This window comes from Streptomyces ossamyceticus (assembly GCF_001418475.1).
In the GTDB taxonomy this organism is placed as follows: Bacteria; Actinomycetota; Actinomycetes; order Streptomycetales; family Streptomycetaceae; genus Streptomyces; species Streptomyces ossamyceticus.
The window spans coordinates 1-23,154 of the sequence record NZ_LIQX01000070.1 but is presented as its reverse complement, the minus strand read 5'-3'; the positions used below and the strand labels follow the sequence as shown (position 1 = coordinate 23,154).

Genomic DNA, 23,154 nt, shown 5'->3' with positions numbered 1-23,154 from the left:
CCCGGGCCCTCGCCACCCCCGTGCAGCCGGGCGGCGATCAGCCTCACTGGACCAATCACTCGCACAGCAGAGGAAACCGCATGAGAAAGTCCTGGATGCTCCCCCTGATCACGCTCGTCGCCACCACGCTCGGGGGGACAGCGGCAGGTGTGGTCCCTGCCTCCGCCGCCTCCGACACGCCTTTGCGGGTCATGCCGTTGGGCGACTCCATCACCTGGGGCGTGGGCAGCAGTTCGGGCAACGGCTACCGAGGGCCGTTGTGGAACCAACTCGCGGCCGACGGCCACCCGCTGGACTTCGTGGGCACGGTACGGAACGGTTCGATGTCCGATCCCGACAACGAAGGCCACTCCGGGTACCGCATCAACGAGATCGCCGCACTCGACGACGCCTCACTGACCCGCTACCGACCCAACGTGGTGACGCTGCACATCGGCACCAACGACCTCATAGGGGCCTCCGGAGCCGACGCCGCCATCGCCGAGCTGAGGTCGCTGGTCGACCGGATCACCACCGACGTCCCCGACGCCACCGTCCTCGTCGCCTCCCTGGTCGTGTCCACCAACAGCTCGGAGGAGCAGTGGCGGGGCACGTACAACCGGGCCATCCGCGACATCGTCGACGACGCCCAAGTCGCGGGCAGGCACGTCGTGTTCGTCGACATGAGCGGTCTGACCGCGGCCGACCTGGCCGACCCCCTGCATCCCAACGACTCGGGCTACCAGAAGATGGCCGACGCCTTCCACCGCGGTGTCCGGTCCGCGGACAGCGCCGGATGGCTGAAGAACCCCGCCCCGGCGCCCGCCCGCGTGCAGTCCGGCGTGGCCGGCAAGTGCATGGACGTCAACGGTGCCGACAACGCCGACGGGACCGCCGTCCAGACGTGGAGCTGCGGCGACAGCGCCAACCAGTACTGGTCCGCGTACACCGACGGCACCCTGCGCTCCCTGGGCAAGTGCCTCGATGCCGCCGGCGGGGCCACCGCCAACGGCACCAAGGTGCAGCTCTGGGCCTGCCACGGTGGCGCCAACCAGGTCTGGCAGCCCTATGACGGCGGTTACCGCAACCCCGTCTCCGGCCGCTGCCTCGATGTTCCGGGCGCCTCCACGGCCGACGGCACGCAGCTCGTGCTGTGGGACTGCAACGGCGGCTCCCACCAGAAGTGGACCACTCTGACCACCGGATGAACCCCGCGCCCGGGATCCGAATCGACCGTGGCGCACGGTAGGACGCGCCCCCGCCGTGAACGTGGCGCTGCTGTTCGCCCGTGGCCTGCTCGCGGCCCGGACCACCGGTCGCACGGGCGAGAGGTCGCGGTGGCCGACGCCGCCACCAAAGAGGGGCGGGCCCCCGTCAAAGCCTGCCGCCCGGTCGGCGCGGTGGCTGTTCCGCCGGTCGGCGGGGTGGCGCCGGCCGGTCGGCGGGGGCGATGCCGAGACCTGTCGGATGGTCCGCCTTCCGACGGCGCCGAAAGATCCTGCGTATGACACAGATAAAGCCGCCGCAGGAGATGTCGGCCGCATCGGGAAGCTCGCCCTCACCGCCGCGAACCTCGTCCGAGTCCGCCGGGCAGGCCTCGGGCGGCCCCTCGATGGGACGCCTGGTCGGGGTGGATCTGGCCCGCGCACTGGCGGTGTTCGGCATGTACATCGTGCACATCGCCCCGATGGACTCACCCTCGGGCAGCGTCGGCAGCTGGGTGTACTTCCTGGCCGAGGGACGCTCGTCGGCCCTGTTCGCCACCCTCGCCGGTTTCTCGCTGATGCTGATCGCCGGCCGCCGTGAACCGAGGACCGGCCTGGCGGGCCGACAGGCGAAAGTCCGGATCGCGATCCGCGCGGTGATCCTCCTGGCGCTGGGCACCGTGCTGGCGATGGAGTACGGCGACATCATCATCCTCGCCTACTACGGCGTCTACTTCCTCCTGGCGCTGCTCCTGGTGCGACGGAGCGCCAGGACGCTGGCGATCATCGCGGCGGGGATCGCGCTCGTCATGCCGCAACTGGCGTTCGTCCTCAAGATGTGGCTGAGTGACTCCGTCCAGCAGACCATCAACGCCTACGACCCGCTGGAACGTCTCAGCACCGTGGGAGTACTCGACCTGCTGCTCACGGGCCTCTACCCGACCATCACGTGGATGGCGTTCGTGATCACCGGCATGGCGTTGGCCCGCCTCGACCTGTCCGCGGTCGCCGTACAGCGGCGCCTGGCCGCGCTCGGTGCGAGCCTCGCCGCAGGCGCCTACGGCCTGGCCATGCTGCTGTCGGGCACGAGCGCGGTACTCAGCTTCGGGGGTGGCGAGGGGCCGCCCAGCGGCTCCGGTGCGGGCTCCATGGGCAGCGGCTCCGGGTTCTCGGGGTCCATGGGCAGTGGGTCCGGCGGGCCTGAGTTGTCGGCCTCGGACCTGCTGGGCGCGGTGTCACACACCGGCACCACGTTCGACACCATCGGCTGCGCGGGGGTCGCGATCCTCGTGATCGTGGGCGCGACGGCGGCCATGGACCGCCTGCCGCGGCTGCGCCGGCTGGCGAAACCGGTCATCGCCGTGGGCACCATGTCCCTGACCGCCTACGTCGGTCACTTCCTCGCACAGTCCGCGTGGCCCGCTTCCGGTGCCGGCACCACCACGTCCTGGCTGCCCGTGCTCACCTACATCCTGACAGCGATCGTGTTCGCCACGGTCTGGTCCCGCTTCTTCCGCCGCGGCCCCCTGGAGTATCTGCTCAACGCCGCCACCAAGCCCGCCAAGTACATCCGGTGAGGCCTCGGGGCGGGTGGCTCGCCTCCCGCCCCATCCTCGCCCGCAAGGGGATCACCCTTGCGGGCCCCGGCTGTGGGCGTGACCGGCTGCGTACAGCCCCACCCGGTGCCCACCGGCCACCCACGGGCCGCGGTGTCGGTAACTGCCGTGAAGTGCGCGGGACTTGATGCCGGCGCGGCCCGGGGGAGGGGCTCGGCGGGTCAGGTCATGGCGGCCGCCGGGTGGCTGAGAGCAATCACGGACCTGCCCCCGCACCGGCTGGGCGAAACAGCCCGGTATATCACCCAGGTGACCTCTAACCCCCTGAGACCAGCGCGAGCGCCTGGTTCAAGTGGTGCTCGGCAATTCCCTGCATGAACGCACGGTCGGGGAAGTCTCCGTCGAGCAGCCGAAGCGGCCCCGCCGTCAGGGACAGATGCTGGGTGAGCTTATAAAGGGCCAGCCTGTCCTCGTCGAGGCCCTCCACCGCCAACCGCCGGTATTGGTCCTCGGAATGGCGGAGCCGCAGGAACACGTGCTCCCACTCGACGTCGAAGTACAGCAGTTCCTCGAAATCGATGACGACCGGGTTACCGTCCCGGTCCACCAGCACGTGATCCAGCCCCAGCTCGCCGTGGACAACCGAGTACTCCGCACGTGGCCGCACCGCCGCGGCGAGTTCACGCAGCCGTTCCTCCAGCCTGCCGTGAGCGTCCGCGATCCTCTGGTCACGGGATGTTGCCTCGGCGAGGCAGCGCAGCGCGAACTCAAGCGCTGCCTCCTCACACGACGCCGCCCGGGACCTTCCCCCCTTGTCGATTTGGGCCACCTTGCCGAACGACGGCGCTCGATGGCGTCGCATCACCGCCAGGGCATCGGCGAGGCGATCCATCGTCGGCTCTGCGGCGCGCGGGTCGCGGTGGAACAGGTCCATCAGGTCCTCGCCGGGGAAGTCCTCCACGATCGCCAAGTCGGCCGGGTAATGAGTGCGGTCGCGGTCGACCAAGTGGACCTCGGGGACCCGCAAGCCGAGCGAGGCCAGGCGCGCGTGACTTGCCTCGAACAAGTCGAGCCCGACACCGGGCGAGAACGGGTCGGTGAGATCGCCGTCGCCCTCAGCCACCGGCCAGTAGTTCTCCGACTTCTCCCACAGATAGGCGACCGCCGTCGTGGCATCGTTCATCGTGAGGCGGTACACGCCCTTCGTGGTGCCGCCGGTGAGCCGCTCCACCGCCTCCAGCTTCCGACCACCACCCAGTGCGGCCCTGGCCGCCCCCGCCAACTGGTCCCGCATCCCTGCCCGAGGCGCCACGTCCAGACCCACCTTTTCAGCTCGGCAACTGGGGAACCCTACGCGAGCCACTACTCGAGCCTGAGTCCTTGGCAAGGAGGCACACTCTCCGTGCCTGACAGGCCGGGGGTGCGCCTCCCAAGTACCGACCCGAAGGGCAAGGCCGCCACCTGGGCATGTCCGCATCCGTCGGCGTTCGATCGACGAAACACCACCACCGTGGCCGCGCCTCCCCTCCAGTCAGGTGCGCCGACACCGGCCGGCCCCGGGCAGGCGCTCTGCGTCCGGGGTGCGCGATCCCCCGAATAGCCGCATTCTGGACTTGGCCCCGCCAGGTGCCACAGACCGTCCTTCCGGGAGGTCCTGTGATCCTGTTTGCCCTGTTCACGCCTGTGGCGATGATGGCTCTGCTCTTCGGCGTGACCGCCTTCGAAGAACATCTGTTCCCGCAGCCAGTGGTCACAGAGGACACCGGTCCGCCGACAGATCAAGCCACGGCACACTGAACGGGGCGACACCGAGGGAGGGAGAGCACCAGCCCTTCGTTCGCGCCGCCGCCAGAGCGACGGCACGAGCACGTCGGGAAGGCGAAGGCCTTGGTGGGCCCGGTGCTGCGGGCGGCGCGCCGTCGGGGCGGCCAGGCTTGCGGGCGTCCGCGACTCTCCGGCTTGTGCCCACCACTCAGCCCCGAGCGCTGCACACCTACGCGCCCTGCACACCTACGCGCGCTGGCGCAACGCCAAAGCCCGCCCCCAGAGGTCCTGGCCGCCCACCGCCGCGAAGGTGTGTGGGCGGCCAGTGCCGTACGGCCTCCAGCCCTGGTCGGCGGTGTGCTCCTGCACGTCTTCGTTCGTTCACCCCGGGAACAGAGTCTCGCGTGCCTGGGCGTGGCCGGCAGGTTCTCGGGCGTTTACCGTTCGCGGGCCAGCGGCAGGGTTGGATGCTCGGAGCGCACGCGGTCGCTGGGTGGGCTCATCCGGGGTCTCTCAGGCGTCGCGTCCAGAAAGGGCGGTCAGTCCAGCGGGACTCCTGGGTGTGGATGACGCGGTGGCCGCGCAGGTAGGCGTCTCGTGTGGCGGTGATCTTGTCGGCGTAGGAGGTGAGGGCCGAGTCCGTGCCGTAGGGGCCTCGGTTCAGGTGGGCGTCGACGGCCAGGCCAGCGCTGAGCCCGGTGTACAGGGCGGTCAGTACGCCTTGGGAGGAGAGCGGGTCGAAGGCTGCCGCGGCGTCCCCGGCGGCGGTCCAGCCGTCTGCGTACACCTGGTCCAGGTGCGCTGTGTGGGCGGCGGCCCGGCGGGGCACGGTGGGTGACGTGGGTGGGGGCCGCCGGTCCTGGGGAACGTGCCGGGACAGGTGGCGGGTGGCCGACATCCGGCGGATGAAGTGGTGTGCGGTGTGGGAAGCGGCGGGCAGGTCGGCGTCGGTGAAGTAGGTGACCAGGCGCCTGCCGGAGGGCTGTGGGGCGGTGTACCACCAGCCGTCCTCGTCGGACTCGACGAGTGAGCGGCGGTCGGTGTCCAGCGGGTCCGGCTCCAGTGGCAGGTACAGGGCTGTGAGGCGGTCCCCGATCTGCCGCCGAGCTCCGCACCGGACCGCGATCGCGGCGGCGCGGCCGGTGGCGTCGATCACCCAGCGGCAGCGCACCGTGCGCGCGGTGCCGGACCGGGTGCCGGCAGTGCCGGTGCCGCCGCGCAGGACCAGGGTCCAGCCGCCCTCGGGTGTCCGCGCTGGCTCGCGTACGGCCGAGCCTTCGGTGACCTCGGCGCCCGCCGCGCGGGAGGCGTCGCGCAGTTGCCGGTCGAACAGCTGCCGGTCGAGGTGCCAGCCGTGGCCGTGGGGGTCGTTGATGAAGTCCACGGCGTGCAGGCCGGCCGAACCCCAAGCTGAGAGGGTGCCGTAGCAGGGCAGGTGTCCGGAGTCGAGGACGCGGTCGGCGACGCCGAGGTCGCCGAGCAGAACCCGCGCGGCGGGCACGAGTGTCTCACCGACCTTGGGCGGTCCGGTTCCGGCGTCCGCCAGCAGAACCCTGCGGCCGGCACGGGCGAGTACGAGGGCGGCGGCGCAGCCGGCCGGGCCGCCGCCCGCCACCACGACGTCGTAGGTGTCCGTGCCGGGAGCGGGTGCGGTGCTCATCGCGCCTCGCGGAAGGGGTCGAGTTTCTCGAGGTATCCGGCGGTGATCTCTTCCTCACGGTAGCCGGTGGCCCTGGCGGCTTCGCCGACCACGCGTGCCGCGGCCCGGGCCTCGACGGTTTCGGAGGCGGGCCCTGCCTCGGGCCCGACGCCCGCCGCCGCGGACAGCATGTGCGGGCCGGCCTCGGGCACTTGCAGGTTGACGAGGTTCGCCGTGTCCGGTGCCTGATCGAGCGGTTGTCCCGGGTGCGACTCCACCAGGATCTGTTGGGGGAACTTCCCGTCGCCCACGGTGTAGTCGCGCACCTCGACGACGCCGAGTCTGTGCCAGTCCTTGATCATCTGTGTGCGTTGCTGGTTCATGGTGCCGCTCAGTCCGCGCAGCCAGGTCGCCCGCCGCTCGAAGGCCTCCTCGCGGGCGCTGTCGTCGTTCCCGGTCGGTGGCGTGTTGACCTTCTCGAAGTCCTCCAGTTTGAGCACGTGGTTGGGTACCTGGGCGGGCCAGAAGGTCGGCAGGTAGGGGCTGTACCGGGGTCCCAGGTTGGCCAGCACCTCGTAGCCGGAGCGGCAGCTCGCGGTGTCCGCCTGCCAGGGGGCGGCCATCCAGCGAGTGAGGTCTCCGGGCCCCTGCGCGTGCAGGGGGCCATTGTCGGCGACCGCCTCCTGCGCGGTGAGGGTGGGCCCGAAGTCGACGTCCGCGGTGCCGGGGGCGCGGTGCCGGATGCGGAAGGGTTCACTGAACATGCTCGGGTGTCTGATCGGCCAGGTGACCTCGCATCCCGGGTGGAACGCGTCGGCGGCGCAGTTCTCCAGGGCCGCCCGGTCCAGTAGGCCGGGCTGTTCGGCGGCAGGGGCGTCGTCGACCTTGGGGCGCTGCTGCCGCAGGGGTGCGGTCTGGAACTTTCCGTCCGCCCAGCGCTGCAGCATCCAGTCCTGGGTCGGCGACAGCGCCAGGTGCTGGAGGACGGACTTGGGCTTGCTGGCCATGGCGTCGCCGTAGAGCCACGGCCACGGCAGCGGGGACTTTCCGTCCCGGTCGTAGTCGCGCAGGGCGGCGTACGTCTGGCGGCGCAGTTCCCGGTTCCGGTTGGACGGATCGGCGAGCCTCTTGCGCATCGCCGGCGAGATGAAGAAGTGGGGGCCGTTCCAGCCGAACTGTGTCGCGAAACCCTGGTTGACCCACTGCAGATCGCAGAATCGGCGCAAGATCGGCTCGATGTGATCGGTGAACGAGATCTGCTGCGGGCGGGTCAGCGAACCGGCCTGGACGAAGACGTCGAAGAGCAGGTCGTAGAGGGTACGGATGGACTTCACGCCGGGGGCGTAGTGCGGAGGCCCCACCACGACCCAGGCGGGGACAGCGGTCAGTTCTTTGCCGTCGATACGGACCTTCGCCGTCACCGGGCCGTCGGACACGTCGTCGTACCAGGTGTTGTTGTTGGCGACGCCGGTGATCGGCTGGTTGTTGTAGGAGGCGGAGTTTCCCCGGCCGCCGAGCACCACCAGACGGCCGTCGGAACGGGTGGAGATCTCGCCGAGGTACACCGCCTTGCCCATGATCTTGCCGGTGTCGAACTTCTGCGTCTCGGTCTTGGAGCCGTTGACGGTGCGGCTTCCGGGATCGTTGACCAGCTTCTTCCTCTCGGCGCCCACGACGTCGGCGTTGCGCCGGGCGTACTGCTCTGCCGCGAGCGTCTTTCCCTCGGGGATGTCCAGCGCCAGATGGAACTGGTACCAGGCGGCCTTCTTGTTGGCCAGATGAACCGTCCACTGGATCTCGGTGACACCCTCGGTGCCCGGCTTCAGCTCCCGTACGACCTCACCCGCGGCGTTGTAGCCGTACACACGGAACCGGGCGGCCTGCCTCCGCAGCGCCCCGGAACCGTCCTTGTAGGAACCGGGGCTCGCTGGTTTCTGGTCCGGTGATTCCGGGCCGATGAAGGGTGCTTCGACGCTGTTGCCGACCCGGGCGACACCGATGGCAGGGTGAATCTTCACCTGCACGATGTGACTGTCCATCAAGGAACCTTCCGTTATGGGGGGCCGGGCGGAAGGTGTCTGCACCGCAGAACCCGCTACTTCGGCCGGTCAGCCGCCCAGTGTGGGAACTCATCGAACGTCCGTTCATGGGTGACTGTCTGTCAACCGTCACCCTAGGCTTCCGAGTTCCGAACTGGTCGGAGGCGCGTGGCCGCACCTGGTATCGGGCTCACGGCCCTGTCGGCGTCCCGGCACAGTCCGGCCCGGGTGAAGCAGACCCTCATCAGCGAGGAAGGTGGACGGCGACCCTCGAAGCAGCCGTTGCAAGGCCAGCTAATGTCCGAGCATGGTGGAGAAGCACATACTCGGGACAGCACCCGATGACCCTGTGGCAGCCCAGTGGCAAGTCGTGAGGGACATGGATGCCACCTTTATCGACAAAGCCCTGGTAGAGGCCGCATACGCAAACCCCGCGCTCCGGGCTCTGTTTCCGTTGGTCACCCATGGATCACTGCAGTTCAGCCGGTGCACCCGCTTCCCTTGGTCGCAAGACCTGCCCTCTGTCTTCCCCTACGACGGCGAACGGTACTTCTCCGTTCGTCGGCTGCACGAGCCGCGCGGTTCGGGGCGGGAGCAGATCGGTGGCGCTGTTACTGCCGATGAGGCCGTGGAACTCGTGGCCTCGCACCTCCCTCCGGGCTGTGGCCCTGCTCTTGACGGCACGCCCGACGACCTCGAGCCGCTCAACTGAGTCAAACAGTCCGTCCGGCCGCTGTTCCCGGGGCCGGGGTGGTCCGCTGCATCGTTCCCGGTCAGGGTTCACTACGTGCGGCATCCCGCCCGAACCAGACAGCGCCCTGGGGGGGCGATCTCCATCCCCGGGCGCTGTCCCGGCTTCCGTCTCGCTCGGGCCGCAGCCGTCCCGTCACGGGCGCCGGCGTCGCCGCGGACGCCGACGTGCGACTGGTGGACCTGGTCGACATCCTGCGTGCACTCGATAAGGAACCCTGCCGCGGTGCAGGCAGCCTGCGCCCCACGACATTCACCCCCTGAGACGTCCTCTTGACTCCTGAACCCAGAAGTTCATTTCCAGTGGCAAAAGTTGAGGGAGTGTCAGAGGAGAAGGGGGGTAAGCGCGAGTCGCAAGCGCTTCCAGTTCTGTTCCATTCGCCCCCTTGGAAGGACGACGCATGCGCAGAGCACGAAGAGTGCTGATCCGGATGGCCACGGGCTTGATGGCCATCGCGCTGCTGGGCGGTGTCGCGACACCTGCTTCCGCCGACAGACCGGCCTCACCCCGGACGGGAACGCGGCAGTACAGCGCGGACGACGACTACTTCGCCGTCTGGTCCCGCGCGGACGCGTTGAAGCTCCGGCAGGACAAGACCAACACCGCCCCCCGCGTCTCGCCGGACTTCCCGGTGATGACCGACAAGGTGTGGGTGTGGGACACCTGGCCGCTCACCAAGCTCACCACACGGACCGCCACCTACAAGGGCTGGCACGTCATCTTCTCGCTGACGGCTCCACGCTCGGTGCCCTTCGGTGACCGGCACTGGTATGCGAAGATCGGCTACTTCTACTCGCGTGACGCCAAGAGCTGGAAGTACGGCGGTGACCTGTTCCAGCCCGGCACCTCGTTCGGCTCACGGGAGTGGGCCGGCTCGGCGGCGCTCGTCGGCGACAAGGTGTACTCCTTCTACACCGCCTCCGGGCGCGACAACGGTGGGGTCGACCCCAACGACGCCCTGCAGCGTCTGGCCCAGGCGACCGGCAAGATCCACGCGAACAAGAACCGCGTGTGGTTCAGTGGCTTCAAGGACCACCGCATCATCGCCGAGGCCGACGGCAAGCTGTACCAGACCCTGGAGCAGTCCCAGGCGGGCCCGATCATCTACGCCTTCCGCGACCCGTTCGTCTTCCGGGACCCCCGGGACCGCAAGATCCACCTCTTGTTCGAGGGCAATACGGGCGGTGTCGCCGGCACGTACCGGTGCACCGAACGCGACATAGGCGACGTCCCCGCCGGCCATGAGGTGCCGGAGGACGCGAAGTACTACACGGGCAACATCGGGCTGGCCACGGCTGACAGCGGCAGCATGCGCAACTGGCGGCTGCAACCTCCGCTGCTCTCCGCCAACTGCGTCAACCAGCAGACCGAACGGCCCCACCTGGTCATCCGTAACGGCAAGTACTACCTGTTCACCATCAGCCACAAGTTCACGTTCGCGCCGGGGCTGAGCGGCTGGGACGGCCTCTACGGGTTCGTCGGTCCGTCCCTGCGCAGCGACTACAAGCCGCTCAACGGCAGCGCACTGGTCCTGGGCAACCCGGAGGACGCCCCGACGCAGCAGTACTCGCACTACGTGATGCCCAACGGGCTGGTGGAGAGCTTCATCGACACGGTCCCGACCGCCGACGGCGGAACCCGCTTCGGCGGCACCCTGGCACGCACACTCGTGGTGTCCCTGAAGGGCAACAAAACCAAGCTCATCAAGCAGTTGGACTACGGCTTCATCCCGTAACCAACCCGCAGCGCGAGCAGCCCGCCGTGGTCGGCCATGCCCTACGTGGCCCCACGGCGGGAGGACCGCCGGGATCATCGGCGTCCTCCAGGGAACGGGTCGCGAGGTCGTCGGCGGACTCAGCGCCCCAAGCGCGGAGAGCGATCATTGGCATACGGCCCGCAGGGCCGTCGTGTCGTCGTCGTGGACTGCGTGTGCGGGCCTGGGATTGGCGCGGTGGGAGATTCTGGTGCGGACTTCTCCCGTGGCGCCGGATGACCGCAAGGTGCTGTGCGACATCCTCTTCCCCCTCCGGGTGTTTGGTTGCGTGATGCCGAGGTCGGCGAGGACCCGACGGGGCAGCCGCGGCAGCCATCCAGGATCCGTTCACCGCCGTGCCACCGAACCGCCTTCTGCCCGTTTGCGTACCCGTCGCACCAGTTCATCCGCAGCCTGCGGCCACCCTGCGTACTGAAAGTCGAAGCCTGCCCGGGTCAGCCGGCCCGGGACGACACGGCGGCTCTTCAGCAGCAGTTCGGTGTCGGAACGCAGAGCGAACGCGCCGACCTCGGCCATCCACCTGGTCGCAGGGAGACCCACCGGTACACCCCATGCGGAGCGCAGGGTGCGCATGAATGCGCGCTGCGGCAGGGGATGGGGAGCCGACAGGTTCACCGGCCCCGCGATGCCCTCCTGGTCGATCAAGAACTGCACCGCGCGCACGAAGTCGTGTTCGTGGATCCACGACACGTACTGCGTCCCACCGGCGACGGGGCCGCCGAGACCCAGGCGTGCCAGTCCCAGCAGGACGGCGAAGACTCCGCCGGGATCCGGGCTCATCACCATGGCCGAGCGCAGAGCGACCTTGCGTGTGGCCGGTGTTTCGGCCTGCTGCTGAGCCTGCTCCCAGGCCTTGGCGATCTCGACGCTGTACGCCCAGTAGCCCGGCACGCCCGGTTCGGTACCGCCGATCACACCGGTGGCCTCGTCGTTGGGGGCGTCGGTGCGGTGCGCGTACACCGTGGCGGTGCTCATCTGGAGCCAGATCCGGGGCGGTCGGGAAGCACCCGCGATGGCGGCGCCCACGACCCGGGTGGAGTCGACCCTGGAATCCATCATGTCCTGCAGATTGGCCGCCGTGTACCGGCAACTCACGGTGCGTCCGGCCAGATTGATGACGATGTCGCTGCCGTCCACCGCCGCCGTCCACGGTCCCAGGGTCCGCCCGTCCCATGGGACCTCGCCCTCGTGCCTGGGGTGTCTGGTGAGAATCACGACCTCGTGGCCGGCGGCGTTGAGTGCGCGCTTCAGGATCGCGCCGATCTGTCCGGTGCCCCCGGGAATCACGATCTTCATCGGCTACCTCTCCTTCGTCTGGGGTGAGCCTAGACCAAGAAGTTGAACGCGTTCAAAATATGGGTGCAATCTACGGTCCGAGCCGGCCCTGGAGTGAGGCACGGGAGTTGCCGGCGCTGTCAGGAGGTGGGGCTGCGGTATGCCGTTGTGGACATCGGTCCTTGACTAGCGGGTCCGGACACAGTCCGGCTGCATCCCGCCGCATCTCGTCTCCCGGCTTCTCGATCTCGGCCATGCCGACGAGGTGGAGTTCGGGGCCCGCCGTGGGGAGTGGTTCTGCGTCAAGGAGTGGGCGCGGCTGCTGGCCGGGCTGCGAGGAGCAGGCTCTGGAGGTGCTCGCCCCGAACGCGGCCACAGGCTGGTGGATGCCTGTCACGACCACGACCGCGCAAGCCCAGGCGGCGCTCGCCCAGCACCGCGTCGACCCCCACGAGGCGGCCCGTCTCTTCGAACGCGCTGCGCAGGAGTACGCGCCCTCGGGTGCGACGCTCTGGCAGGCTTACGCACTGCTCCTGGCCACTCCCCAGGCACAGGCCGCGGGAGACACCCGAGGCGCCGACGTCCTGTGGAGACGGGCCCACCGTCGCCTCGGCGACGGCGGCGCACGCCTGCTGTCCGACCTGGCCGTGATGGTGCGGCCGCAGGTCGAGGAGGCCGCCTCGGGCGAACCGCCGACAGAGCTGGACCAACTGACCGGTTGAGAAAGGGAGATAGCCGATCTCGTAGCGGAAGGGCTGAGCAACCAGACCATCGCGACGAAGCTGTTCCTCAGCACCCGCACGGTCGAGAGCCACCTGTCGGCCATCCACCGCAAGACCGGACTGCCGTCCCGGTCGGCGCTGGCGGGCCTCGTGCCCCGCGCCGCCCTCGAACAGCGGCCCGCACCGGCCCGGGAACCGCTGTTCTTCGCGACGGGACGGTCCCCCGGAGACCGTGTCTGACCACCCCGTGCTCCGTGGCGGGGCGGTTCTCGCCCTGTGCCGACCGGACCGTGCCGCGTCAACGGGGGTGGTACGGCGGCGTGATGCCCGAGGAACCGCCGTGGTCCCGGTGTGTAATGTGCAGGCCGCGCCGGGGCGTGTCGTGGGCGTGTTCGAACCGAACAGAGGCGGGGGTGCCATGCCGAAGCATCATGCAGTGGTGGTCGGAGCCGGAATCGGTGGACTCACGGCCGCCGTGGCACTGCACCGCCGCGGCTGGCGGGTCACCGTCTGCGAACGTGCCCCCGAACCTCCCACGACAGGCGCCGGTATCGGCCTCGCCCCCAACGCCCTGCGAGCTCTGGAGGCCATCGGTGTCGACGCCGCCCGGGCCGTCGGCAGTGCCGTCCCCGTGACGATGGGCGTGCGCCGCTCCGACGGCCGGTGGCTCGTCCGGGCCGAGACCGTGGACATGGCTGCCCGCTACGGCATGCCTCCGATCGCCGTCCCGCGTCCGGCCTTCACCGCGGCCCTGGCTGCCGACCTGCCGCCGAAGGCCCTTCGCTACGGCACCGAAGTGACGGAAGTCGACGACGACATGGGCCGCTCGACCGTCCGTACGGCGGCCGGTCAGGACCTGTCCGCCGACCTGGTCGTCGCCGCCGACGGCATCCGCAGCCCGCTGCGCCGCGCGTACTTCCCCGACCACCCCGGACTGCACTACATCGGCGAGACGGCCTGGCGCACCATCGTGGACGCTCCGGACCTACGGATACCGTCCATGAGCGAGACCTGGGGAAGGGGCGGACGGTTCGGCGTGACCCCGCTCGCGGACGGCCGTCTGTATCTCTACGCCACCGGGCTCGTCCCGCCCGGCACCCGGGCGGCCGACTCCCGCGCCGAACTCCGCCGCCGTTTCGGCTCGTGGCACGACCCGATCCCGGCCCTGCTGGAGCGCGTCCAACGCCTCGACGAGACCGACGTCCTCCAGAACGACCTCTACGACCTGGCCGCCCCGCTTCCTCGCCTGCACCACGGCCGGATCGTCTGGCTGGGCGACGCAGCCCACGCCATGGCCCCCAACCTCGGCCAGGGCGGCTGCCAGGCAATCGAGGACGCGGTGATCCTCGCCCACCTGCTCCCCGGCGGGGACGGCGGGGACGGCACGGACTCCGTCCCGGCCGCCCTCGCCGTGTACACCGCCGCCCGCCGCGACCGGACGAACGCTGTCCGCGTCCGCGCCCGTCGGGCCGGCCGCCTGGGAGCCCTGCGCAACCCGCTCGCTGCGGCGGCCCGAGACCTCGCGGTCCGGGCCACCCCCACCCGGCTCGCCCTGCGGGGCATGGACGACCTCTTCAACGGCTTCCGGCTCCCGGGTGGCGGTGGCATCCATCGCGACAGGCTGCCTTTGTGACAACTACCGAGTTCGGCGCATATCTTATGGGGGACAACCTCTACGTGAGGGACTACGTGTTTTCACCGATGCGATGGAGGCACGCGGCAACGAGACTGGTTCACGAGCCGTGCATCGGCGCAGGTACAGGAAAGGCCACGCGTGAACCGTCAGCTAACGGAATTCCATGCCTCGTGCGGGCACTTGATCTCGGTTCCGGCCGACCGTGCCGGGCAGGACGTCCGCTGCCCCCACTGCCACCAGGTGGTCCCGGCTCCGGCTGCCGATGTTCCGTACGCCTCGCCCGTGCTCACGCCCGGCCCTGTTCCGGGGCCTGCCACATCGGCGGAGCCGGCCGCTCTGACCGCCCTCTACGTGACTGCCCTCATCGCTGGTGTGCTGGGGGCCGCCTGCATCTATCTGGTCATGTTCAACGAGCTCGACGAGTCCGAACTGGTCACGATCACTCCGTTGTGGTTCTTTCCGATCGTCTTCGGCCTGTACGGCTTCGTCTCCCAGCGACTGTTGCGGCGTATCTCCGCGGGGCACGCGGAAACCCTCAGTCAGGCCGCCCGCATGTCGATCGAGGTGGCCGGTTCCTGGGCGCTCCCGGCGCTCTTCCCGTTCCTGGTGCTGAGATGGCGTAGCTCTCTGCTCGTGTCGCTGGCGGCGGCGGTCTTCTGGGCCGTACTGCTGTGGTTCTTCTTCGCGGCGGTCTTCCCGACCCTCTGAGCGGACGTTTCCGCGGAATGCGTAGTCGGATACGTGGTTTCACTGAGGCGCCGTCACTCCAGTCGCGCCTATGTTCGGGGTGTCGGACAGAGTGATCGGTGTTGAGGGGACTGAGTGACAGGCAACGCCCGTGTGGTACGGGGAAGGTGGGTGACCTTGCTGGTGGCGGGAACCCTGCTGACGGGGTGTTCGGGCCAGGCGACGGGCAACGCACCGGAGCGGGAGAACACTTCGGCGGTGGCGCCTTCCTCAGCTTCTTCGGCCACCGCCTCGGCCGGCGATTCGCCGAGTACCACTGCCACCCCGTCGGGGGCCTCGTCCGCCGCCTCCACCGTCTTCACGCCGGATGCCTCCCTGGTACCCAAGACCTCGAAGGACGGGCGTCGGCTGGCCGATGCCGTCGTGCTCGCCCCGGTCGACTGGGGACGGGGTTATGCCGCTCGGACTCCGGCCGCGAGCACCCCGGGGACATGGGCCGTCCTGGGCGAAGACTGCCGCTGGGAGCGGGAGAAGCTCCCCCGTGGAGTGCTGGCGAGCACGTCTCGCTACAGCAGGCTGGCGGCCGTTGGGGGCAGGGGCGCGGTCACGGTGACGGCCGTGGCCACCGTGCACGGCTCCGCCCTCGGCGCCGACGAGCAGTTGAGCACCACCCTGGAGGAGGTGTTGCGCTGCCCGGAGCAGCGGCCGCGGTCGGCGGAGCGGATCACGGGTCTCATGTCGCTGGGCACCCCCTTCGGGGCCCGTGAACAGCAGTACGCCGACGACTCCGTCCTGGAGGCCGGCACATACGCCGAGAACGGCGGCGCCGGACAGCCGTACCGCTGGATGGTCGCCCGGCTGGGCACGGTCGTCGTGGCCGTGTCGGTGACCGGCGGCGCCGGGAACACCGAGCAGGAACTGAACGAACTCGGCAGCAAGGCCCTGGCGAAGATGCTGACGCGCATCGAGCAGCGGCTGAAGGGGAAGTGATGGAGCCGCTGCGTACCTCCGATCCCGCCAAGCTGGCGGGCTACCGGCTGCTCGGGCGGCTCGGCGCGGGCGGCATGGGTGTGGTGTACCTGGCCCGCTCGGCCGGCGGAACCCTCCTCGCGCTGAAGGTGATTCAGGCCGAGTACGCCGAGGACGCCGGTTTCCGGGAGCGGTTTCGGCGTGAGGTGGAGACGGCTCGGCGCATGACCAGCCCGTGGGTGGCTTCTCTGGTTGACGCGGACCCCGAGGCGGCGCAGCCCTGGCTCGCCACCGCGTTCGTCCCCGGCCCCTCGCTCGGCGAGGCCGTCGCCGAGCACGGCCCGCTGCCGGTACGCGGTCTGCGGGTGCTGGGGGAGCGGCTCGCCGAGGCGCTGCAAGAGATCCACGCGGCCGGACTCGTCCACCGGGACGTCAAACCCGGCAATGTGCTGCTGGCCCTCGACGGGCCGCGGCTGATCGACTTCGGTATCGCCCGCGATACCGAGGAACCAGGGCTCACCTCGACCGGTGTCGTGGTCGGTACGCCCGGGTTCCTGCCGCCGGAGCAGGCGCGGGGCACGGGGATTCCCGGAGCGGCCGGCGACGTCTTCTCGCTGGGGTGTGTGCTGGCTTTCGCCGCCACCGGCCGGCCTCCGTTCGGTACCGGGTCGCTCGACGCGCTGCTGTATCGGACGGTGCACGACGCGCCCGACCTCGACGGTGTTCCGGCGGGGCTCGCCCGCTTGGTGGCCGACTGCCTGGAGAAGGATCCTGGACTCCGGCCCACGGCAGAGGAGTTGAAGGCGACCTTCACGGACACCCCGCCGGCCTCTCCCGCCGATCCGCGGGAGGCCCTGCGGGCCGTACGTCCCGAGGTGGCGGGTGACGAGGCGGGGCCGACCGGCGAAGAGGCCTGGCTGCCGCAGCCGTTGGTCCGGCTGATCGCCGAACGATCGGCCGCCGGGCTCGCGTTGCCCGCGATCGACGACACCGAGGTCGGCCCCGGGGTCGCGGACACCGCCTCGACGGACACCGCGGCGGCGAGTCCTGCCGGCCGTGTCCTCGGCAGACGCCGGTTCCTGCTCCTGGCCGGGGCCACGGCGGTTGTCGCGGTCGGCGGCGGACTGGCCACGTGGTCGGCGCTCGACCGTGACCGCAGCGAGGACTCCGACGCCACGCCCGCGGACTCCAACCCTCTCTACACCCTCGGCCTGCACGCCGATCTGACGGGCGACCAGAAGGACGTCGGCCGGGCCCAGGAACGGGGACTGCGGCTCGCCGTCCACGAGTTCAACTCCCGTGCGGGCGCGCCCTTCTCGCTCGCCGTGAAGACGGTGGACGACGGCGGCGATCCGGCGCGGTCGCCCGCGGCGGCCAAGAAGCTCATCGCCGACCGCTCCGTGCTGGCGGTGATCGGTCCCACCACGGACGCCACCGCCCTGGCCTCGCTGGCGACGTACGACGCCGCGTCGCTGCCGCTGATCGCGGTGACACCCGGCGCCACCGCGCTCCAGGTGATGGGCAGCCGCTCCTTCCTGCACGCCCGGGTGACGGACACGATCCTGCCGTTCTATCTGGACGCCTACCTGCGCGGTACGGCGAAGTCGCGCACGGTCGGGATCGTCGACGACCGGGCGGCGGACGCCTACGGCTGGGAGATCAGCAGCACCCTCGCCAACATCCTGCGCAAGGTGCCGCTGCCGGCCGTGCCCAAGGTGGTCAGCGCGCTGCGCACCGACTTCGGGCCGACACTGGACGCCCTGCTGGCCGGGGGCGCCGACTCGGTGGTCTTCGCCGGCCATCACGAGCGGGCCGCGCTGCTGGCCCGGGAACTGCACCGCCGTGACTTCCCGGGAGCCAGGGCCGCCGCCCAAGGGGTGCTCGACGCCCGGTTCCTGTCCGCGGCGGGCGACGCGGCCGACGGCTGGGCGATCGTCGCCCCGGCCATGGACGCCACCGTGGCGCCCGAGGCGAAGGCGTTCCGGGCCGCCCACCGCGAGCTGTTCGGGGCGGAGCCGGAGCGCTACGCCGTGGAGACGTACGACGTGGCGCAGTTCGCCGTGAAAACGCTGCGGTCGCTGGGCGTCGGGAGCCGCACCCGGCCGAACCTGACGACGGCGCTGCGAGCGGGGTCGTACCAGGGGATCGCCCGGAACTTCGCGTTCGACAAGGCGACCGGGGCGCTGGTGATCGACGGCAGCGGGGTCTACCTGTGGACGGTCGAGAGCGGCCGGTTCGCCTATCAGGGCCTGGCCCCGTCTCAGGTGTCCACCTGATGGCCGTAAGCGCTCAGTCGGTGAGCTCGGGCGTTCATTCGAGGGGGCGTTGATGGAGCCATTGCGCGGCGCCGACCCGGCCCGGATCGCGGGCCACCGGCTACTGCGCCGGCTCGGCGCCGGCGGCATGGGCGTCGTGTACCTGGCACGCTCACCCGGCGGCGCGCTCGCCGCGGTGAAGGTGATCCGCGCGGCGCACGCCGACGACGCGGGGTTCCGAGCACGTTTCCGCCGTGAGGTGGAGACGGCGGGCCGGGTCGTGAGCCCCTGGGTGGTACCACTGCTCGATGCCGACCCGGACGCGGAGCCCCCGTGGCTGGCCACGGCGTTCGTGCCGGGACCCGCGCTGGACGAGGCGGTGGAGGAATGCGGCCCGCTGCCGTACGAGAGCGTCCGCGTGCTGGGGGCGCGGCTGGCCGAGGCGCTGGACGCGGTGCACGGAGCGGGTCTGGTGCACCGGGACGTCAAGCCCGCCAATGTGCTGCTCGCGGTCGACGGCCCCCGGATGATCGACTTCGGTATCGCCCGGATGCCGGAGGACACCGCGCTCACCGCGAGCGGCATGGTGGTCGGCTCCCCGGGGTTCCTCTCTCCCGAGCAGGCCCAGGGCCGCGGCCGGGAGATCGGTCCCGCCAGCGACGTCTTCTCGCTCGGCTGTCTACTGGCGTACACGCTGACGGGTCGGCGCCCCTTCGGGTCGGGCTCCGTGGCCGAGACGCTGCTGCGCACGGTCCACGACGGTCCCGAACTGGACGGCGTACCCGCGTCGTTGCTGCCGCTGCTGCGGGGCTGTCTGGCGAAGGAGCCCGGTTCGCGGCCGGGCGTGGCCGAACTGCGGCGGGCCCTGGACGATGCGGGCGAGGGCGGTGACTGGCTGCCGGAGCCCCTGACCCGGCTGATCGCGCGCCGTTCGGCGGCCGTGCTCGCGCTGCCCGCCCTCGAGGCGACCGAGGTGTCCACGGCGTCCGCGGCGACGACCGCGGTCGACACGGTTTCCGCAGGCGGCAGTGGATCGACGCGTCGACGCTTCCTGGTCCTCGGCTCGGCCGCCGGGGTCCTGACGGCAGGCGGCACAGCGGCCTGGTGGACGGCACGAGGCCCCGGCGGCAGCTCGGCCCGGAGCCGGACGAGCCGACTGCCACGACTGGTCGTCGCCCTGCACGCCGACCTGAGCGGCGCTCACAAAGCGGTCGGCCTGGCCCAGGAGAACGGTGCCCGGCTCGCCGTCGACCACCTCAACTCGCGTACCGGACGTGGCTTCGACCTGGTGCTCCAGGTGCACGACGACAAGGGCAGCGCCACTCGTGCCGCGCGGATCGCCCGGCAGTTGGCGGCCGACGGCCGGGTCCGCGCGGTGCTCGGACCGACCACCGACGCCTGCGCCAAGGCCACCCTCGGCCTCTACCAGGAGGCACGGCTGCCGATGGTCACGGTGTCGGTCGGACTCGACGAGGTCTCCCCGACCACCTACCGGGTCTACGCGGCCACCCGCCCCGCCGACGCGATCCTGGCGGCGCCGCTCGTCGCGTACCTCGTGCGCACCCTGGAGGCCCGCAGGACGGTGCTGATCGACGACGCCGCCGAGGGCGACTTCAGCTGGCGTCTGTGCTCGGGGATCGACGACGCCGTGCGCTCCGGGCAGCGCACCGTGATCCGGCGCTCCCTCGCCGCCGACGGCGATACGACCGCTTTCCGCGCCCTCGCGACGTCGGTGACGGAAGGGGGAGCCGACGCGGTGGTGTTCGGCGGCGGCTACCCCCGGGCCGCACGGCTGGCCCGGGCACTGCGCTCCGCGGGCTACTCCGGCGCGAGGCTGGCCACCCAGCGCGCCCTCGACGCCCGCTTCCTCACCTCGGCCGGCGAGGCCGCCCAGGGCTGGGTGTTCGCCACCGCCTTCCTCGATCCGACCCGGGTGAAGGCCGCGAAGTCGTTCGTCACCACCTACCGGACGCGCTTCGGGTCCGCCCCGCCGTGGTACTCCGCCGAGGCCCACGACGCGACGCTCTTCGTCGCCCGCGCCATGACGGACCTCGGCGCGTCGCACGCCGAACGGGCCGCGATCACCGGCCGGTTGCGGGAGACCGACTACCGGGGCATCACCAAGAGGCTCCACTACGACCCGTCCACCTACCGCTACACGGACGCGATGTACCTGTTCCGGGCGACGGCGGGCGCCTTCCGCTGCCTGGGCGACTACCGGGACGCCACCGCCTGAGCCCGCCGTTCGCGCCCTCGGCCTTTTCCCTGTTCAGGGGCAGTTTGGGTGAGTGTAGTGGTTGGGGTCCGGCCTGTGTTCGCTTTCCCGGGTTGCCGCCTCGATCGTGTGCAGCCGCCGCCGGTAGTGGCAGGTGATGTGCCGCATCCAGCCGGTGTAGCGGCGGATTTCGTACTGGTCGAGGCCGCATTCGTTCTTCGTGGCCTGGAAGGCTTCCTCGATGGCCCAGCGCATCCCCGCGACGCGCACCAGGTGCTCGACTGTCGTCTCCAGCGGTGCGTAGGCGAGGTAGTAGGCGATCTCCTCGGGCTTGCTGATACTGCGCCGTGCCAGTGCCCACCGTTGGTGGGTGGGCATCTCGCCGTCGAAGTCCTCGATGGATGTGATCTGCAGGGCGGCCCAGTGGTAGACGCGCGGACCCTTCGCGCCGTCACCGCACGAACGTCGCTCCCAGGCTTCGGCCGGTGCCTGAAGGAAGAGGTGATCGATGCGTCCGAAGTGCGGCACCTGCTGAGACTTGGGGACCGCGAGCACATATCCCAGGCCGGTCTCCTCCGGCATGCGGCGCATCTGGCCTCGCCAGCAGGCGCACCGGTCCATGCCGCATCCTCGTGGTCCGGTCCGGCGAACGATTTTGACTCCCGGCTCACGGTAGATCTCCTGGTCGCCACCCACTCCTGTAATCAACTCCGTCTGCTTCATTGACATCTCACTCAGAAGACCTCACCTTGGGAGCGCTCCCATGACAGTCTCGCAACTGGAAGGAGTCCCCCCACATGCGCAAAAAGAGTCCGTTGACCGGGCGTTCGCGGGCGTCCCTCCGTCGGCCTCTCCGGGCGATCGTCATGCTGTTCGCCGTGGTCGTCGGTGCCCTTGCATGGTCGACCCCCGCTCAGGCTCACGGCACCGTCGTCGGCCCCGCCACCCGCGCGTACCAGTGCTGGAAGACGTGGGGCAACAACCACACGAACCCGGCCATGCAGACCCAAGATCCCATGTGCTGGCAGGCCTTCCAGGCCAACTCCGACACCATGTGGAACTGGATGAGCGCGCTCCGCGACGGCCTCGGAGGCCAGTTCCAGGCGCGGACCCCCGACGGGACACTCTGCAGCAACAACCTGTCGAGGAACGCCAGCCTGGACAAGCCCGGACCGTGGAAGACCAACACCATCGGCAACAACTTCTCGGTCCAGTTGTACGACCAGGCATCCCACGGTGCCGACTACTTCAAGGTCTACGTGAGCAAGCAGGGCTTCAACCCCAAGACCCAGACCCTGGGCTGGGGCAACCTCGACTTCATCACGCAGACCGGCCGCTTCGCTCCGTCACAGAACATCACGTTCCCCGTCCGGACATCCGGCTACACCGGGCACCACATCCTGTTCGTGATCTGGCAGGCCTCGCACCTCGACCAGGCCTACATGTGGTGCAGCGACGTGAACTTCGCCTGAGTCGCAAAGCACCGCACGCGGCACCGGCTTCCGCCGGGCGCCGGTAACCCGTCGCCCGGCCGACCGAGCCCCGTCGGGGCAGGGTCCCCATGTGGTCACCCTGCCCCGACGGGGTTTCCTGTGTACCTCACACGACCCTGTCGGAGATCGTGGGTGGTCGGGCTCAACTGCCGAGGATCCGCCAGGACTTCGAACGGGATGTCTCGTCGGCACGGAGATCCGTGGTGGGACGCCCGACTTCCGTCGGCGGTGGGGTGGTCGGCGTCGGCAGCCTTGCGGGCCTCCAGCGCTACCACGTCCACGGTCAGAGCTCTGGCCTTCAGGGCGGCGGCGATGCCGGACACCACGTGATCGTGCGTCATGTGCCGGTGCAGCAGCAGGGCCTCGATCCGCGCTCGGGTTCCCTCGGCGTCGCCGTGAGCCGGCGATCCCGGTGTGCAGGACGAACAGAATGCCCTGGAACACCAGCCGGTCCGGATGCCGCTTGCGACCCGGATGCCGGATCCGACGCTCGAGGCCGACAGCCTCAAAAGCAACGGCATTGGAACGAATGGCCTGGGGTGGTGTCGCCGGGCCCGAGGGGTGCCGTCGGAGACGCTGATCAGAGGTCCGACCACCGCCCGGCCGGGCGCAATGACCGGCCGTCCGCGGGCGGCAGGTCTGCATAACGTGGATGCGCGAGAACGGCTCCCGACCTCCGGGCCGGCACGCATCGACGGGGTGGGCGTATTCCTGGGCCTGGACGTCGGCAAGCACACGCATCACGGTCACGGCCTGACCCCGGCCGGGAAGAAGGTCTTCGACAGACTCAGGGCCAAGTTCGGCACCGTACCTCGATGCCCGGCATCGGCGTCAGGACCGCCGCAGTCCTCCTGGCGACCCCGCCTCCCGCAGCTACTACGACCGCTGCCGAGCCCGCGGCAAAACCCACACCCAAGCCCTCCTCCGACTCGCCCGCCACCGCATCAGCGTCCTGTTCGCCATGCTCCACGACGGAACCTTCTACGAACCCAGAACCCCACGGCTTGCTTGACGAAAGACGTAGGTGCGCCGTGAAGCGCGAGTTGTTCGAGTGGCGGTGAAAGGACGCCACCGCCGTCCTGTCGCAGCAGGGCGGTTGAAGCTGAGGGCAGCCCGACCCGGGAGGTGCCGGGGAGGGTGGCAAGCGGCCCTGACGAAGCCGGGACGTATCAGTACTGCCAGATGGTGCGGGTCC

General features: G+C 70.1%; 16 protein-coding genes and 4 pseudogenes. 14 read left to right on the top strand and 6 right to left on the bottom strand.

Annotated features, from left to right (window positions below; translation table 11 throughout):
- The first annotated feature begins 80 nt into the window (after positions 1 to 80).
- A complete protein-coding gene (locus AOK15_RS06630) occupies positions 81 to 1,187 on the top strand; it encodes a ricin-type beta-trefoil lectin domain protein (protein WP_055513753.1) in 1,107 nt (368 codons plus the stop codon).
- A gap of 296 nt (positions 1,188 to 1,483) precedes the next feature.
- Positions 1,484 to 2,761: a DUF418 domain-containing protein gene (locus AOK15_RS06625; protein ID WP_205632086.1), complete on the top strand. Its 1,278-nt coding sequence runs from the start codon at positions 1,484 to 1,486 to the stop codon at positions 2,759 to 2,761.
- Positions 2,762 to 3,056: 295 nt separating this feature from the next.
- Here AOK15_RS06625 and AOK15_RS06620 read toward each other — a convergent pair whose 3' ends face one another.
- A complete protein-coding gene (locus tag AOK15_RS06620) occupies positions 3,057 to 4,034 on the bottom strand; it encodes a phosphotransferase family protein (protein ID WP_055513749.1) in 978 nt (325 codons plus the stop codon).
- Between the two features lie 362 nt (positions 4,035 to 4,396).
- On the opposite strand from AOK15_RS06620, the gene AOK15_RS45545 reads away from it, so the two are divergent.
- Positions 4,397 to 4,537, top strand: a complete 141-nt coding sequence (locus AOK15_RS45545; protein WP_167738793.1) for a hypothetical protein — start codon at positions 4,397 to 4,399, stop codon at positions 4,535 to 4,537.
- Between the two features lie 466 nt (positions 4,538 to 5,003).
- Here AOK15_RS45545 and AOK15_RS06615 read toward each other — a convergent pair whose 3' ends face one another.
- Complete coding sequence (locus AOK15_RS06615; protein WP_055513747.1) at positions 5,004 to 6,164, bottom strand: NAD(P)/FAD-dependent oxidoreductase; 1,161 nt, start codon at positions 6,162 to 6,164, stop codon at positions 5,004 to 5,006.
- Complete coding sequence (locus AOK15_RS06610) at positions 6,161 to 8,182, bottom strand: LodA/GoxA family CTQ-dependent oxidase (RefSeq protein WP_055513745.1); 2,022 nt, start codon at positions 8,180 to 8,182, stop codon at positions 6,161 to 6,163. Before AOK15_RS06610 ends, AOK15_RS06615 begins: the two co-directional genes overlap by 4 nt.
- A 307-nt stretch (positions 8,183 to 8,489) precedes the next feature.
- On the opposite strand from AOK15_RS06610, the gene AOK15_RS06605 reads away from it, so the two are divergent.
- Positions 8,490 to 8,894, top strand: a complete 405-nt coding sequence (locus AOK15_RS06605; protein WP_157870176.1) for a DUF6193 family natural product biosynthesis protein — start codon at positions 8,490 to 8,492, stop codon at positions 8,892 to 8,894.
- Between the two features lie 439 nt (positions 8,895 to 9,333).
- On the top strand, positions 9,334 to 10,668 hold the full coding sequence (locus tag AOK15_RS06600) for a glycoside hydrolase family 68 protein (RefSeq protein WP_240508328.1): 1,335 nt from the start codon (positions 9,334 to 9,336) through the stop codon (positions 10,666 to 10,668).
- A 366-nt stretch (positions 10,669 to 11,034) separates the two neighbouring features.
- On the opposite strand, the gene AOK15_RS06595 is transcribed toward AOK15_RS06600, so the two are convergent.
- On the bottom strand, positions 11,035 to 12,003 hold the full coding sequence (locus AOK15_RS06595) for a TIGR01777 family oxidoreductase (protein WP_055513739.1): 969 nt from the start codon (positions 12,001 to 12,003) through the stop codon (positions 11,035 to 11,037).
- A 365-nt stretch (positions 12,004 to 12,368) separates the two neighbouring features.
- Between AOK15_RS06595 and AOK15_RS44870 the strand changes: the two genes are divergently transcribed.
- The 7 genes and pseudogenes from AOK15_RS44870 to AOK15_RS06565 all read left to right on the top strand — a co-directional run bounded on the left by AOK15_RS44870 (position 12,369) and on the right by AOK15_RS06565 (position 20,487).
- Complete coding sequence (locus tag AOK15_RS44870; RefSeq protein ID WP_157870175.1) at positions 12,369 to 12,704, top strand: hypothetical protein; 336 nt, start codon at positions 12,369 to 12,371, stop codon at positions 12,702 to 12,704.
- A 9-nt stretch (positions 12,705 to 12,713) separates the two neighbouring features.
- Positions 12,714 to 12,944, top strand: a complete 231-nt coding sequence (locus AOK15_RS48750) for a response regulator transcription factor (protein WP_079058337.1) — start codon at positions 12,714 to 12,716, stop codon at positions 12,942 to 12,944.
- A 178-nt stretch (positions 12,945 to 13,122) separates the two neighbouring features.
- Positions 13,123 to 14,337 (top strand): FAD-dependent oxidoreductase, encoded by a 1,215-nt coding sequence (locus AOK15_RS06585; protein WP_055513775.1) that lies wholly within the window; start codon positions 13,123 to 13,125, stop codon positions 14,335 to 14,337.
- Positions 14,338 to 14,691: 354 nt separating this feature from the next.
- Positions 14,692 to 15,048 carry a hypothetical protein gene (locus tag AOK15_RS46565; protein WP_240508327.1) on the top strand — a complete coding sequence of 119 codons (357 nt, stop codon included), beginning with the start codon at positions 14,692 to 14,694 and terminating at the stop codon, positions 15,046 to 15,048.
- A 150-nt stretch (positions 15,049 to 15,198) separates the two neighbouring features.
- Entirely contained in the window at positions 15,199 to 16,017 is an 819-nt protein-coding gene (locus AOK15_RS06575) for a hypothetical protein (RefSeq protein ID WP_055513733.1), read from the top strand.
- Positions 16,005 to 18,272, top strand: a pseudogene (locus AOK15_RS48745) (bifunctional serine/threonine-protein kinase/ABC transporter substrate-binding protein); the annotation flags it as partial. The gene AOK15_RS06575 and the pseudogene AOK15_RS48745, both read left to right, overlap by 13 nt.
- Positions 18,273 to 18,324: 52 nt before the next feature.
- Positions 18,325 to 20,487, top strand: coding sequence for a bifunctional serine/threonine-protein kinase/ABC transporter substrate-binding protein (locus tag AOK15_RS06565; protein ID WP_063798949.1), 2,163 nt, complete (start codon positions 18,325 to 18,327; stop codon positions 20,485 to 20,487).
- 33 nt (positions 20,488 to 20,520) lie between these two features.
- Here AOK15_RS06565 and AOK15_RS06560 read toward each other — a convergent pair.
- Positions 20,521 to 21,057, bottom strand: a pseudogene (locus tag AOK15_RS06560) (IS701 family transposase); the annotation flags it as partial.
- Positions 21,058 to 21,263: 206 nt separating this feature from the next.
- Here AOK15_RS06560 and AOK15_RS06555 point away from each other — a divergent pair.
- Complete coding sequence (locus AOK15_RS06555; RefSeq protein ID WP_478078806.1) at positions 21,264 to 21,938, top strand: lytic polysaccharide monooxygenase auxiliary activity family 9 protein; 675 nt, start codon at positions 21,264 to 21,266, stop codon at positions 21,936 to 21,938.
- 422 nt (positions 21,939 to 22,360) lie between these two features.
- Here AOK15_RS06555 and AOK15_RS45540 read toward each other — a convergent pair.
- Positions 22,361 to 22,451 (bottom strand): annotated as a pseudogene (locus tag AOK15_RS45540) (IS5/IS1182 family transposase); the annotation flags it as partial.
- 364 nt (positions 22,452 to 22,815) lie between these two features.
- On the opposite strand from AOK15_RS45540, the pseudogene AOK15_RS43695 reads away from it, so the two are divergent.
- Positions 22,816 to 22,971 (top strand): annotated as a pseudogene (locus AOK15_RS43695) (IS110 family transposase); the annotation flags it as partial.
- Positions 22,972 to 23,154 lie beyond the last annotated feature (183 nt).